This is a genomic window from Mesorhizobium sp. M1142, from assembly GCF_040318565.1.
Lineage (GTDB): Bacteria > Pseudomonadota > Alphaproteobacteria > Rhizobiales > Rhizobiaceae > Mesorhizobium.
Map to the genome: position 1 here is coordinate 185,227 of NZ_JAMYMK010000001.1, position 14,769 is coordinate 199,995.

The 14,769-nt window shown below is 59.7% G+C and carries 13 protein-coding genes; all 13 read right to left on the bottom strand.

Annotated features, from left to right (window positions below):
* Positions 1-630: 630 nt before the first annotated feature.
* The 13 genes from NKH42_RS00915 to NKH42_RS00975 all read right to left on the bottom strand — a co-directional run bounded on the left by NKH42_RS00915 (position 631) and on the right by NKH42_RS00975 (position 14,769).
* Positions 631-2,151: a tyrosinase family protein gene (locus NKH42_RS00915; RefSeq protein ID WP_352973772.1), complete on the bottom strand. Its 1,521-nt coding sequence runs from the start codon at positions 2,149-2,151 to the stop codon at positions 631-633.
* Positions 2,152-2,574: 423 nt separating this feature from the next.
* On the bottom strand, positions 2,575-3,297 hold the full coding sequence (locus NKH42_RS00920; RefSeq protein WP_352973775.1) for a LuxR family transcriptional regulator: 723 nt from the start codon (positions 3,295-3,297) through the stop codon (positions 2,575-2,577).
* A 35-nt stretch (positions 3,298-3,332) separates the two neighbouring features.
* Positions 3,333-3,476, bottom strand: a complete 144-nt coding sequence (locus NKH42_RS00925; RefSeq protein ID WP_352973777.1) for a hypothetical protein — start codon at positions 3,474-3,476, stop codon at positions 3,333-3,335.
* 366 nt (positions 3,477-3,842) lie between these two features.
* Positions 3,843-4,763 carry a methylisocitrate lyase gene (gene prpB, locus NKH42_RS00930; RefSeq protein WP_352973779.1) on the bottom strand — a complete coding sequence of 307 codons (921 nt, stop codon included), beginning with the start codon at positions 4,761-4,763 and terminating at the stop codon, positions 3,843-3,845.
* Positions 4,764-4,772: 9 nt separating this feature from the next.
* The gene (gene prpC / locus NKH42_RS00935; RefSeq protein WP_352973781.1) at positions 4,773-5,933 is read right to left on the bottom strand and encodes a bifunctional 2-methylcitrate synthase/citrate synthase; all 1,161 of its coding nucleotides are present in this window, start codon (positions 5,931-5,933) and stop codon (positions 4,773-4,775) included.
* A complete protein-coding gene (locus tag NKH42_RS00940; protein WP_352973782.1) occupies positions 5,930-7,459 on the bottom strand; it encodes an MmgE/PrpD family protein in 1,530 nt (509 codons plus the stop codon). Before NKH42_RS00940 ends, prpC begins: the two co-directional genes overlap by 4 nt.
* A gap of 223 nt (positions 7,460-7,682) precedes the next feature.
* Entirely contained in the window at positions 7,683-8,147 is a 465-nt protein-coding gene (locus tag NKH42_RS00945; RefSeq protein WP_352973785.1) for an acyl-CoA thioesterase, read from the bottom strand.
* A 28-nt stretch (positions 8,148-8,175) separates the two neighbouring features.
* Positions 8,176-8,583: a 3-aminobutyryl-CoA ammonia lyase gene (locus NKH42_RS00950; protein WP_352973787.1), complete on the bottom strand. Its 408-nt coding sequence runs from the start codon at positions 8,581-8,583 to the stop codon at positions 8,176-8,178.
* Positions 8,584-8,736: 153 nt separating this feature from the next.
* Positions 8,737-9,855, bottom strand: coding sequence for a branched-chain amino acid ABC transporter substrate-binding protein (locus NKH42_RS00955; protein ID WP_352973788.1), 1,119 nt, complete (start codon positions 9,853-9,855; stop codon positions 8,737-8,739).
* A 118-nt stretch (positions 9,856-9,973) separates the two neighbouring features.
* Positions 9,974-11,149, bottom strand: a complete 1,176-nt coding sequence (locus NKH42_RS00960) for an acetyl-CoA C-acyltransferase (RefSeq protein ID WP_502906402.1) — start codon at positions 11,147-11,149, stop codon at positions 9,974-9,976.
* A gap of 43 nt (positions 11,150-11,192) precedes the next feature.
* Complete coding sequence (locus NKH42_RS00965) at positions 11,193-11,960, bottom strand: 3-hydroxyacyl-CoA dehydrogenase (RefSeq protein WP_352973792.1); 768 nt, start codon at positions 11,958-11,960, stop codon at positions 11,193-11,195.
* A gap of 75 nt (positions 11,961-12,035) precedes the next feature.
* Positions 12,036-13,121, bottom strand: a complete 1,086-nt coding sequence (locus NKH42_RS00970) for an AraC family transcriptional regulator (protein WP_352973794.1) — start codon at positions 13,119-13,121, stop codon at positions 12,036-12,038.
* 19 nt (positions 13,122-13,140) lie between these two features.
* Positions 13,141-14,769, bottom strand: a complete 1,629-nt coding sequence (locus NKH42_RS00975; RefSeq protein WP_352973796.1) for an AMP-binding protein — start codon at positions 14,767-14,769, stop codon at positions 13,141-13,143.

Below are 14,769 nucleotides of genomic sequence, written 5' to 3' on the forward strand. Positions count from 1 at the left end.
TGCGCCCTGCATCAACGACAGCTTGCCGCTGTTGTGCTGACAAAAATGCCTCCGGAGCTCTTATGGGAATCATCCAAAGGTGCGCTCGGTCAGGCATTCCCTTAGGGACGGTGTACCTTTCGACAGAAAACGTTGTGACAACAGACGAATTTGCCTGGGATGACCCAGATCGCGATTTACTGGAGAGTTTTTACAACCGACGAAGCAGATTAGGGATCAGACTTCCCCACAAACGCGGCGCAGTGGATTGGCTGCTGGTTCCAGGACGCAGCAAAGCTCACATCGGCGCATCGCCACGCACCATTTCATTGTCATCCAATCGTGCAGCGCGATTTGTGCCATGGACGAATATTCGACAGGTTGACGGTTGCGGCCGAGCGCGGCGAGGCGCCTGTTGGTCGGTTCAAACTGCCGTCTTGTCCGTCCCGGAAGACGGTGCAAAAAACGGTTCCCTCGTCTCAAGCCTTGTCCGAGTGTTGGCCGCCTGGCGTCAATCCGAGGTTCGTACAGGGCGCAGGACTTCAGGAAGGCCGAAGAGCGGCACGGGCTACCAACTATGGGCCGCCCGTACGGGGCAGTTCGGGACATCGGCGGTCATTTCACCGCCAAGAGCGCCAAATTTTTGCGGTCCTACTGCTGCGGCAACCCCGCGCTAATTTCGACAAGCTCGACCTTACCCAAAGTGAGCGAAGCGCCATCCAAAGAACCTATCGATTCCTTAGTGGTCAGATTGAGTCGTCCATCCCACAATCCTTCCTTTTGAAGTTTTGCTACGAGGGATGTGACATCGAAAGACAGTATGTTTGGCGGACCATCCATTCCATGCCCGTCGTGCCCCCCACCTGAAGCTATTGGCAAGAGCGAAAACGTCGATATTGTTCCTATGAGGAACTCATCGATCTTGTTAGAATCGCCTTCGTTCGGAACGTTTAGATATAAGTCAACGTTCGCTTCAACCTGCCTATCGATAGAGATATCGGATATTTCTATTTTGCTGCTCTTGGCACCCCCTTCGACGAGTGGAGACATGTTGGATATCTCACTCGTTTCAGCAATTGTCTCAGATCGCAAGCCAGCTTTAACTATCACGTTGGTACTAGTCGCAATAACACGTCTGTTAGTGGGTTGCATGGCTAAGACCACTACTGGCGCCGATGGAGGTCGTGGAACCTCATGATAACTGTATCCGGGCCATTTGGCGATCTGCTCCGGTTTCAACACGTCCCTCGTGGCAACTTTGACCAGCGCGCGGTTTTCGTCAAAAAAGCTAAACTCGCGATCAAGCCATCCATCGGTTGGCATTTTGAAGTTTGCCTTCATTGCACCTTCCCAGATGCGATCGATCTCGCAGTGATGCAGCCAAAAGATGGGGTCCCTCGGTGACGTAAACAGGCTCGACATATCCTTCCCGCCAAGTCCCGTTTCATTATGAACCCCGCCATGAGGCGTTCCTTCAATTGCCCGGGTTAAAAGCTCGTATTTGTCTTTCTCTGTTTTCCAAAAATTCCCAACAAAGTTATTTTTATTCATAGGGTCGCCACCATTACTAGCTGGAGATCGATCATGAAACAGTGGACTGCTGGCATCTTGTCTGAATTCTTCAGGCAAAACCTGGCTACCGGCGCCATCCATGTATCCCCAATATGGAAGAGCGAAACCATCGTCGCCGGAAAGCTTTCGAACTATGCGTTCAAAAAAGAAGAGGTATGGCCGGTGCCAAGGCAAGAAATCCATGTTGGTTGGAAAACCTCCCAGTGTGTGAGGGCATTTCCCCCAGGTCGCCTCTGCGTCCTTTCGTTTCGTATTTTTATCGCTAGCCACACCGAAATATAGGTCAAGCTCCGCCTGCTGCGCCTTCATGAGCGCAGGGAATCCCCCGGCGGCCAGTTGAGAATTACCATCATCCGGAAACCAATGCATTTTGTATTGATACAGCCATCCCAGCGGGTCGGTAGGGTCCTTCTTTGACAATTCTTGCATTTCTTTGACTGCCTTCGCGTACAGTCCTAGTGACTTTTTGCCTTCTTTAGAGAAGGCAGAGTATCGAGTCTTTGGAACGTCAGACGCGTGCGCCGGCAAGGAATCAAGGAGGGTAAGTATGCCAGCCGCCGCAGTGCCCCTCAGGACGGTCCTTCGCGAATAGTCACTCATTGTAGCCTCCTAGGTTTTCCGTCGTATCTTCCCAATAGCAAGACCGAAGACAGACCTCGCATAGGGGCGAGCTTCGATCGCTGACACTGCAACTTAGGTGCCGCTTCTGAGCCGGATGGGCACAGGCACTGACCTTGTAGGTCATCACGCGACCGCCTTCGAGACCCCAGCGGGTAGATCGCCGCGTCCTTATGGAACTGGTCTGGCCCGCGACCGTCTGGGCTGGGAGGGCACCAGCGATTCTGATGCACGAAGAACTTGTACCGGCGGCGCAAAAACTCTTCGAACTCGTCTTCGTAGAGGTGCGTGTTCAGCGCATTGACGACATAGGCAGCAATCATCGCGCGCGCCCCTAACATTCCCTGAATGATAGTTGCAGCCACGCTAAAGTACGTCACCTGTCCGATCGGACAGTTGACGCAATCAGGGGTGGATCAATCGCCGGCGCACCGCTTCGACTACAGCTTGCGTGGTCGTCCCGACGCCAAACGCCTCGCGGGCGCGGGTAGCATGCCATTTGACCGTGCGTTCGGCCAGCCCGAGGATCTGGGAAGTTTCAGACGAAGTCTTGCCGGCGGCCGCCCACAGCAGCACCTCTTTTTCCCGATCCGTCAAGACGTTGTCACCTTCGTCCTCGACATCCGACAACGCCTGGATTGACATGCCGGCGTATACCGCCATCGTTACCAGTTGCACCTGTTCACGCGGCGACAGACTGCAAGCCCTTTGCGAGGACGCGAAGGACAGGACAGACTGCCAATGATGGACGCTGAGCATAGGCACCGCGAAGCCACTCCAGATGCCAAACTCCGTTGCCTCCCCTGCAACGCGCCGGGAAGCTTCTGTGTCAGACCATTTTGCAGGGACTTCGGCCCACAGGAATGGCTTCAGGGTCTTTGCCGAGTAGATGCAAACGCCGTCGACCGCGGCATGCTCCGCTTCGACATATCGTTCGAACCAACCCTCAGGCCACCCGTTGAGTTCAACCATCGGCGCCAGTTTCTGGCCGCCAAGAGGAACTCCGCTCAGGATAAGGTGCTCGAAACCTAGGTTTCTTACGGTATCGAGAAGGTCACTCAATAGTGGGCCGGTTGCGGTGTGTTTCCGGCAGCGTTCGGCAAAATCGAATACATCTGAATCGATCATCGGAAAGACGCCCCCACCCCTAACGCGGGATGCAACTATGCGCCAAATTTAGCAGCTTGAAATATCTTATTAAAAAGGTCGTCGTTTCGCCAGCGTTTACCAGCATTCCAGATCGTTTTTTCTCCGCCCGCGATATTGTTGATAAAGTTGTAGCGAAGCATCCCAGCAGTCTTCACCACACAACAGTATCCTCGGCGTCGATCTGCGTGGCGCTGCACAGCCAAAAGTTGCGACCGGATGTCGGCCCAAATTCGGGGCCACGCAAGGCCTGTCGTGAACCCGCAACGACCGATACCGACATTGGGTGGTGGTGGAGATTTGAGAAAACCGAGTCACATCGTGTCGCCTGCAATCCGGTGAAGAAGGTAGGCTCGGAGGGGGGGCCATATTTCAACAAAAACACTCAGTTAGTCGGTAATTCGCCGAGCCATACCCTTGGTATGTTGTCGTTTCGGTGGCGAACCTGGTGACAACTCCGAATGAGCAAAGGAAGTCGAAACAATGCCGGGAAGGGCTCGCGTGCACATAGCCCTCACGCCCACCACTCACCGCTGCGGCATGCCTTCCGGAATTACAGTCTGGATGATGGACTGGTCCAACGCCTCGTACTCATGCAGGCCGATCATGGCATAGAGCTCGGCCCGGGTCTGCATCGCCTCGACCATGCTGTGGGCGCCGCCGTCGCGGGCGATTGCCGTATAGAGCTTCTGCTGTGCCTTGTTGGCGACGCGCAGCGACGACACCGGCCAGATCACCATCCGGTAGCCCATGTCCTGGAACTCGGAGGCGGTGAAGTAGGGCGTGCGGCCGAATTCGGTCATGTTGGCCAACAGCGGGACACCGGGCATCCGCGCGGCAAAGGCACGGAACATCTCCGCCGTGTTGAGCGCTTCCGGGAAGATCGCATCGGCGCCGGCCTCCATGTAGAGCTTCGCCCGCGCCACCGCGCCGTCGAGCCCTTCGCTCGCCGCAGCGTCGGTACGCGCGATAACATAGAGATGGCGCCGGGCTTTTGCCGCGGCCGCCACCTTGGCCGCCATGTCATGCGCCTCGGCGAGCTTCTTGTCGTTGAGATGCCCGCACTTCTTGGGCAGCAGCTGGTCCTCGATGTGAACCGCACCGGCGCCGGCTTCCTCAAAGCTGCGCACCATGTGCATGACGTTGAGCGCTTCGCCGTAACCGGTGTCTCCGTCGACGAGCAGCGGTAGCCCGCTGGCGCGCGCGATCTGGCGGATGAAGAACGAGACTTCATCGACGGTGATGATGCCAAGGTCCGGCACTCCCATCGAGGCGGTCATGGCAGCACCCGAAAGATAGAGCGCATCGAAGCCGGCGGCCTTTGCCTGCAGGGCCGCCATACCACTATGCGCGCCGGGCAGTTGAAGGATGCCGCCACGATCGACCAACGCTCGGAAGCGCTCGCCGGCCGGCTTTTCGGGAAGGTCGCAGGCTACGAGATAGGGCATGTCTGTTCCTCAAGCCGCCTTCTGGCCGGCAGTTGTGCGACCACGGCGCTCGATCGGCACGAAATCCAGATTGTCGGGCCCGACATAATTGGCCGAAGGACGGATGATCTTGTTGTCCTGCCGTTGCTCGACGATGTGCGCCGCCCAGCCGGACGTGCGCGAGATGACGAAGAGCGGCGTGAACATCGCCGTCGGCACACCCATCATATGGTAGGAGATGGCGCTGAACCAGTCGAGGTTGGCGAACATCTTCTTGGTATCCGCCATGGTGGCCTCGATACGCTCGGCGATGTCGAACATCCTCGTCGTGCCTGCCTCCACCGAAAGCTGCCTGGCTACAGTTTTGATCACCTTGTTGCGCGGATCGGCGACCGTGTAGACGGGATGGCCGAAGCCGATCACGACTTCCTTCGCCTCGACGCGACGCCTGATGTCGGCCTCCGCCTCGTCGGCATCGACGTAGCGCTTCTGGATCTCATAGGACATCTCGTTGGCGCCGCCGTGCTTGGGTCCGCGCAACGCGCCGATCGCGCCTGACATCGCCGAATAGAAGTCGGAGCCGGTTCCGGCAATCGAGCGCGCGGTGAAGGTGGAGGCGTTGAACTCGTGCTCGGCATAGAGGATCAGAGAAACATGCATCGCCTTGACATGGGAAGACTTCGGCGCCGAGCCGTGCAGCAAATGCAGGAAGTGGCCGCCGATTGACTCGTCGTCGGTCTGGACTTCAATACGCCGGCCATTATGCGCGAAATGGTGCCAATAGAGCAGCATCGAGCCCAGCGAGGCGAGCAGCCTGTCGGCTATGTCTCGGGCGCCGGGATGGTTGTGATCCGAGACCTCGGGTAGCACGCAACCCAGCGCCGAAACGCCCGAGCGCATCACGTCCATCGGATGGGTGGCGGCCGGCAGCAGTTCAAGCGTCTGCTTGACGATCTGCGGCAGGCCGCGGAGCGCCTTGAGCTTGACCTTGTAGGCCGCAAGCTCGGCAACCGTCGGCAGCGCGCCGTGCACCAGCAGATGCGCGATCTCCTCGAATTCGCAGGTCTCGGCGACGTCGAGAATGTCATAGCCGCGATAGTGCAGATCGTTGCCGCTGCGTCCGACCGTGCACAACGCCGTATTGCCGGCAATGACGCCGGACAGCGCAACCGACTTCTTGGGTGTGATCATGTCACCCTCCCTTGGCGATTCCAGTCGAAGATGCCTGCCGCCGCCGCCGGGCCCAGCCTGTCGGCGTCGACGGTGAACGTCAGCCATCCCAGTTCCTCCGGCTTCAACTCCAGCAGCCGCTCGACGGTGGCGATGAAGCGATCCTGCTCGGCCGGCGCGACGATGCCTTCGGCAAGCGTGCGGAACTTGTTGACGTAGTCAGGCCGGGTAAAGGGGCGCGCGCCAAGCGGATGCGCATCGGCTATCGCCAATTCGTCCCCGATGATGCGGCCGTCCGCTAGTGTGACGACGACGCGACCGCCAAACGCCTTCTCCCTCGGATCGTGGCTGTGATAGCGCCGCGTCCACTCAGTATCCTCGACGGTGCTCACCTTGCGCCACAACGCCACCGTCTGGGGCCGGTTGGCGCGTTCCGGCGCATAGGAGCGCTCGTGATGCCAGTCGCCATCCTCCAGCGCCACGGTGAAGATGTACATGATCGAGTGGTCGAGCGTTTCGCGGCTGGCGCCTGGGTCCATCTTCTGCGGATCGTTGGCGCCCGTGCCGATCACATAGTGGGTGTGATGGCTGGTGTGGATGACGATGCTTGCCACCTTCGAGAGGTCGCCGATCTTCGGTCTCATGCGTCGCGCAAGGTCAATTAACGCCTGGCTCTGGTATTCTGCCGAATGCTCCTTGGTGTAGGTGTCGAGGATGGCGCGCTTGGCTTCGCCTTTCTGCGGCAGCGGCACGACATATTCCGCCTTCAGGCCGCCGAGCAGCCAGGCGATGAAACCATCCTCGCCTTCCCAGGCCGGCGACGGGGCGCCCTCGCCGCGCAGCACCCGGTCGACGGCCTCCACCGCCATCTTGCCGGCAAAGGCCGGCGCATAGGCCTTCCAGCTCGAAATCTCGCCCTTGCGCGACTGGCGGGTGGTTGTCGTTACATGCAGCGCTTGCTGCACGGCCTGATAGATCACCTCTGTCGAAAGACCGAGCGCGGTACCGATGCCGGCGGCGGCCGACGGTCCGAGATGGGCGATATGGTCAATCTTGTGTTCGTGCAGGCAGATGCCCTTCACCAAATCGACCTGGATCTCGTAGCCGGTGGCGATGCCCATGGCGAGCTGCGCTCCTGACAGACCGCAATGCTGGGCGACGGCCAGGATCGGTGGGATGTTGTCGCCCGGATGCGAATAGTCGGCGGCGAGAAACGTGTCGTGGAAGTCGAGTTCGCGCACCGCGACACTGTTCGCCCACGCCGCCCATTCGGGCGACACGCGGCTGGCGGCCGGCAGGCCGAACACGGTGGCGCCGGGCAGTAACGGATGGGCGACAGCCTGCGCGCGGGCGCTGGCCACGGGGTGCCGCGCCAGCGAGGCGGCGGCGACCGACGCATTGTCGATGATGCGGTTGCCGATCATCTCCACCACGTCGGCGTTGAGCGGCACGCTGTCGGAAGCGACGGACGCGACCTTCCAGGCAAGCTGGTCCTCGCGGGCGAGCTTTTCGGCGGACTTATAGGTGCGGACTGTATGCGAATTCACGAAATAGCATCCTCGATCGATGGTTGATCTGTGTCGGGTGGAATGGGCATAGGCAGGTCGTCGGCATGGCTTGTGACGATCATGAAGCGGCCGATGGTCCCGGAAGGTCTGTCCTGCGAAACGCCCTGTTCCTGGCAGCCGACGATAAGTCAGCCAGCATCGGCATCACGACGCCGTTCTTGGTCATGGAAACCGACATCTCGTCCGCCGTGCCGTTGCCGCTCTACTCCCTCGCGGCTAACGTCGAAACGGATCCACTTACTACTCTTGGAATCCTAGCTGTCTCGCTGCTTTTCACTCGGGTAATCATCGCTTTGGTCAGCGGGATTGACTTTCGTTCGACGAGGTCGAAAAAGACCGATTTCGCAGACATTTTGGCTGAGAGTTGGCCTCCGTGCAGTCTGCGCATCTCGAGACCGGTCTCAATCGAGGTGCGGCCGAGGTCTCGGATTGCACCATAGATCTCGACGATCACGCCGGCGGAGACCTCCGCTACATAATCGATCTCATGTCGGACGTCGGCCCAACCCTTGTCGGCCCATTCAGGCTCGGTCACAGACCAATTCGTCGCATGGCTTATCAGCACATTAATAGCATCATCAAAGAACGCCACGTAGTGCCGCGTTGTCAAATGACCCATCATGTCGCAATGCCATGGCTGGACAACAGATCTGGTCAGTAAAATCATGTTTTCTCCATGGATGGCGGCAATCAACTCAGCCGGCATTTCTGACGACGTTCAAGCTTGGGCTGATTGCCATTTTTCGAGGCACAGTCGCTACAGCGGTTGCTTTTGCCACGAGTTCCGGTTCAGGGAGGGCCCGGGCTGATGGACCATTCGGCAGGATTAGTTCAATCACCTTGTGGGCAGTACACTCGAACCTTCGCGACGTACCTTGGCTTTGCGTCAGCTTGGCGCGTACTTCGATGTACTCGCCGGCCCTCACAACACCAAGAAACTCAGCATCCAGTGTTTCCAGACGACCTTCGTTGCCATCGTACCTGATCAAGATTTCCGCCACCGCGTCACCGAAAATCCGGATCAGCGTCGGCCCATCAACAAGGCAACCGGAGTGGTGTCCCTTGGAGCTGGATGCCCGAAGCCGAATTAGACTTTCTTTCATCGTTTCCACCGCTTCTGTTGGCGCGCAAGTGCGGTTGTTTCGCCGCGAAGTCACCGACTTGCATGCGCTGGCAAGGGTTCTTCGGGAATGATCCCATCCACGGGATGCCCGGCTATGACACCGGGCACCTTTGAAAATGATCATCCCGAGTTCTTATTTTTCGAAATAGGTGGGTTTTCCGTCCTCGCCCTTCTTCCATTCATAGATGACGTAGTCAGGACGCGTCGGATCGCCTTTGGCGTCGTAGCCGAAGTCGCCGATGGCGGTCTTGAACGACCCGTACCCCTTGATGGTTTCGGCTACCTTCATCGCATCATCGGCGGAGCCGGTTTTAGCGATTGCGGCGGCGATAATCTGGACCGCGGCGTATGAGTATAGCGTGTAGGCTTCCGGCTCGAAGCCGGCTGCGTGGAACCTCTCGACGATATCCTTGGCGGCTGGATTCCTGCGTGGATCCGGGCCGAAGGTGTTGAGTGTGCCGACGACGGCGTCACCGGCGATCGCGGCGAGTTCATTGGAAACCATTCCGTCGCCTGAAAAGAAAGTCGCCTTCAGGCCTTGATCGGCAGACTGGCGCATGATCAGGCCGGCCTCGGTGTGCAGGCCGCCGAAGTAGATCAGCGTAACACCGGCTTCCTTCATCTTGGCAATAAGAGCGGAGAAATCCTTGTCGCCGATGTTGATGCCTTCATACATCACTTCTGTGATGCCATCGGCATTCATTACCTTCTTCGCCACGTCGACGAGTCCCTGTCCGTATGGGCTCTTGTCATGGACAATGGCAAGCTTGGCGTCCTTGAAGTGCGCGGCGATATAGTCACCTGCAACCTTGCCCTGCTGATCGTCACGGCCGCAGGTGCGGAACGTGTTCCAGAGACCGCGCTCGGTGTACTGCGGATTGGTGGACGCAGGTGAGATCTCAAGCACGCCGTTTTCGGCATAGACTTCAGAGGCGGGGATCGACACACCCGAGTTGAAGTGGCCAACCACGTACTTCACCCCGTCACCGACGAACTTGTTGGCGACCGAGATGCCCTGTTTCGGATCGGAGACATCGTCTCCAACCTGGATCTTGATCTGTTGGCCGAGGATGCCGCCGGCGGCATTGATATCGGCCGCTGCCTGTTCGGCGCCTTTTTGGAATTGCGCGCCAAAGGCGGCGTTCGGGCCGGTGATCGGACCGGCGACGCCGATCAGAATGTCAGCCCAGGCGCTGCCGCTGAACGCGGCGAGCGCGGTCGCGGCAAGCGCGAACAAGAGTGATTTTTTCATGCGATGGCTCCCATTTAGCATTGTGGGCGTTGATTGATGCTTCGATGCGATGCCCACTTGGCGCATCAAGCTGACTTCGAGATTTGCGCGGCTGCCTTCCCCATTCGGCGCGGCTTGTTCAAGGCATGATGCATTCCACAGCCAATGCCGTGGCCTCGCCCCCACCGATGCAGACTGCCGCTATCCCGCGCCTCAGCTGATATTTCCGGAGTGCGGCAACCAGGGTGACGATGATGCGCGCGCCCGACGCGCCGATCGGATGGCCAAGCGCGCATGCGCCGCCATGCACATTCACCTTGTCTTCCGGCAGGCCGAGGTCGCGCATCGCAGCCATTGGCACCACGGCGAAAGCCTCGTTGATCTCAAGGAGATCCACATCCCTGAGATTCCATCCAATCCTCTGGCAGAGCTTGCGGATGGCGCCGATCGGCGCGGTCGTGAAGAGATTGGGCGCCTGGGTATGGGTGACATGGCCACGGATTGTGGCGAGAGGACCAACGCTCCTCTTGTCTGCTTCCGAACGGCGCATGAGGACGAGTGCCGCGGCGCCGTCCGAGATCGACGAGGAATTCGCCGCCGTTACCGTACCGCCCTCCCGGAAAGCTGGCTTTAGCGCGGGGATTCTTTCCGGCCTTGCCTTCGCAGGTTGTTCGTCCTCATCGACGATGCGCTCGGTCTTGCCCGCCGTTACCTTTATAGGGACGATCTCTTCGAGGAAGCTGCCACCAGCGATGGCCTTCCGAGCCTTTTCCAGGGAAGCGAGTGCAAAGGCATCCTGGGCGCTGCGGCTAAACTGGTAGGCTTCCGCACAGTCCTCGGCGAAGGTCCCCATGAGCCGCCCTTTGTCGTAGGCGTCTTCAAGGCCATCCAGGAACATATGATCGACGATCTTGTCGTGCCCGAGGCGATAACCGGAACGCGCACGATCGAGCAGATACGGCGCGTTGGTCATGTTCTCCATCCCACCCGCCACGACGATGGCCGCGGAACCAGCGACAATGCGGTCGTGGGCCAGCATTGCTGACATCATGCCGGACCCACACATCTTGTTTACGGTCGTGGCACCAACGCTGAGCGGCAGGCCAGCGGCGATGGCTGCTTGGCGCGCAGGCGCCTGGCCCTGACCGGCGGACAGCACGCAGCCGAGCAGCACCTCATCGACGAGGTCCATCTCGATTCCGGATCGCTCCAGGGCAGCGCGGACGGCGGCCGCGCCAAGTTGCGCGGCGGCAACGTCCTTGAAGGCCCCCTGGAACCCTCCAAGGGGCGTCCGGGCGCTCCCAACGATGACCATTGGATCACGAGAGGTCACTCAGCCGACCCTCCTGCCGTGCCCGTCATCGGGGCGCCATGCGCAGCGCGCCGTCGAGACGGATAACCTCGCCGTTCAGCATCGTGTTCTCGCAGATGTGTTTCACCAGGCTGGCATACTCATCCGGGCGGCCCAGGCGCGGCGGAAACGGTACGCTCGCGCCGAGGGCATCCCGGACCTCTTGCGGCATGGCCGCCATCATGGGTGTTTCAAAGATGCCCGGGGCGATGGTGGCGACGCGCACGCCATAGCGAGCCAGCTCCCGCGCGACCGGCAACGTCAGCGCGGCGACACCTCCCTTTGACGCCGCATAGGCTGCCTGACCGACCTGCCCGTCGAATGCCGCAATCGAGGCTGTGTTGACGATCACCCCGCGCTCGCCGTCAGCGTCGGGCTCTCCCTTCACCATGCGGTCGGCGACAAGCCGCAGCATGTTGAAGGTGCCGACAAGATTGATGGTAATCGTGCGCGCAAAGCTTTCGAGGCTGTGAAGCTTGTCCCGCCCCAGGACCTTTTCACCCGGCGCTATACCCGCGCAATTCACCAGTCCGTGGATGCGCCCAAACGTGTTCGTGGCAAGATCCACCGCGGCAATGCCGTCGGTTTCGCTGGTGACGTCGGCCCGGTGAAAGCGCACCGCGCCGCCCAGTTCCGCGGCGACTTTTTCGCCGGCCGCGGCGTTCACATCGATGGCAAGCACGTTTGCACCTTCAGCCGCGAACATTCGTGCGACCGCTGCCCCCAACCCGGAGCCGGCGCCTGTAACCAAAAAAGCTTTATCCTTGATCCGCATTGTTCATGCCCGCGCGAGAATTCCTCGCCCGAACATGTTGCAACGGAGCAAAGTGGCATACGATGACCGAAGCGCTCAGATTTGGTGATCGATTTTGCAATGTTTGTAGTTCAATGCGCTCTGTGCGTGCGGCCCCGCCGAAGTCACGGGTGATCTGTCCTGCGCATTGAGCTTCGATGCGGCCTCTCGGCGAAACGATGCGGGGCTTTTGCCGGTCCACTTGTGGAATGCCCGATGAAAGGCACTTGGCTCGGAAAAGCCGATGTCGGCGGATAGGTCGGCTACGCTTTGGCTGCCGCCAAGCAGCGCTTCCATCGCCAAGGCTCTGCGCATTTCATCCTTGATGGAACGATAGGTTTGCCCCTCCGATTGCAGTCGGCGGCGCAAGGTTGGCGCTTGAATACGCATTCCCGCAGCGAGTGTTTCGAAGCTTGGCCACGCGGATGGAACCGTCGTGTGCAGACGTCCGCGAATGGCGGCGGAAAGCCCCTCATCGTGGCGATAACGCACCAGAATATTGGCTGGCGCCTGGCGCAAAAATTTCCGCAAGGCGCGCGTGTCACGAATAACAGGCAGCGTCAGGAAATCGGCATCGAAGACAAGCCGGCTTTCCGGCTGATCGAAGCGCACTGGGGCGCCGAAAAACAGGCGGTAGTCGGTTCCGGTGGGTGGCTCGCTGCATTTGAAATCGACCCAGCGGATCGGCAGGCGCCGGCCCACCAGCCAGCAGTTCACGCCATGGACGATGATCCAGAAGGTGCGGTAAGCAAAGGCCGAGCGCAGCGGACTGGTATCCTTCAAGATGACCTCGGCAAGTCCGTCCCTGACGATCAGTTCACCGTGAGGATCATCGAGGACCACGCGCAGGAATCGCAGGCCTCGGCGCAGTGCGTGCTCCAGCGTCTTGGTCGACAGAAGCGCGTGACACAGCAGCGCGAAACTGCCGGACCGCATCGGCCGAGCCCCTTCGCCGAAGAACTCGTCGTCCATGGTTTCAGCAACGGCATGCCAAAGAGCGCCGTATTGCTCCGCGGAGATCGGTTGGGAAATGACCGGTGGCAGGCCCACCCGCGCCAGCAGCGGTTCGATCTCTACCTCATGGCGGCGAAGACATTCGAGCGTATCGTCCATGAAACAGGGGGCGATCATTCGACGTTCCACCGCTTGAGGCTCCGTCGCTCTAACGCTGTCCGCGATCAAATGTGGCATTGCTCACACCGCGCTGCCGCAAGGCGTTCCTGGCGACCTTTTCTGTCGGCGTTCGCGGCAGTGGTGTGTCGGTAATCTCGATATAGCGCGGCACCATGTGGCGAGGCGCGAGCTCCCGGAAGTGGTCGAGCAGACCGGCAGGTTCGAGCGCGGACCCTGGTCTCCGCATGGCCACAACCATGATGTCTTCCTCGGTGAATTCCGACGGAATTCCGAAAGCCGCACTTTCAACGATGTCAGGATGTTTCTCAGCGACCGTCTCCACCTCATAAGCGGAGATGTTCTCGCCCCGGCGCCTGATTGCCTCGTTGAGGCGATGCTTGAAATAGAGCCAGCCGTCTTCGTCCATGACGCCGGCATCGCCGGAATGGTACCAAAGGTTTCTGAGCGTCTGCACCGTCTTTGCCTCGGCACGGTAGTAGCCGGAGAACATGCTCCAGCTCTTGTTCGGACGCGACACGATCTCGCCCACGGTGCCGGGCGGCAGGGGCCTGTCCGCTTCATCGACGATCGCCACGTCCCAATCCGGATGGGGCCGGCCGCAGGAACCCGGTTTCGTTTCGTCTACCGTGTCCAACGTCACGAAGCCGGTTTCCGTCTGTCCGTAGCCGGTCACCAGTCTCATGTCGAAACGGCGCTCGAATGCCTGCACATCGGGAACCATGGGAATGCATTGGCACACCCTGATGGGGTTGTTGCTATCGTTCCCGGACTGTGGGGCGCGCATGAGGATGACGGCCATGGCGCCCAACAAATTTGTCGCCGTGGCGCCGCTCGCACGGACCTGATCCCAGAATCTTGACGCGCTGAAGCCATCAACCAGCGTCGATTGCGTGCCGTATATCAAGGGCAGGAACACGCCGAACATCTGGGCGTCGGTATGAAACAGCGGCAAGGCCGAGAAATAGCTGTCGTTGGTCGTGTAACCCAAATTGGATGCCATGGCAGCGGCCCACGAATAGCAATGGTGGTGGGACATCAATGCGCCCTTGGCGGGACCGGTCGTACCCGACGTGTACAGGATAGCCATCGGGTCGGAGTAGTGAATATCAGCCAGATCAAAGTCAGGCCGCGGCGCCAGGCACTCCTCAAAACTCACTATGCGGCCGGTCCTAATGCCCGCTGCCCGCGCCTCAGCCGCATCGGCTCCCACGAGGATGAGGGTGCGCAGATTGGGAAGCATGTCCTGGACCTTTGCAAGCTCGGCAAGCGCATTGGCATCGGTAACGAGCACCTCCGCTCCGCAATTGTTCAGGTTATGACAGAGCAAGTCTCCCTTCAGGCCGGGATTGTTGGGCACCTCGATCGCGCCCAGACTTGATGCCGCGAACCACAGCGCAACGAGTTCGAAGCAATTGGGCAGCAACATCGCCACGCGGTCGGATCGACCGACCCCCAGCTTGCGCAAGCCAAGCGCCAGCCTGCTGGAGATGTGCAGCATGTCCTCGAAGCTGGCGGAACGTCCGCAAACTTCGATGAATGTCTTGCTGCCGAGCCTTTCGGCCTGCCTCAACAGGATTCTGGGCAGCACCCGGTTCTCAAGGTCACCCTCGTGTTTGCCAGGGATGTAAAAGGGTGTTGAGATTTCGCGAATTGTCAT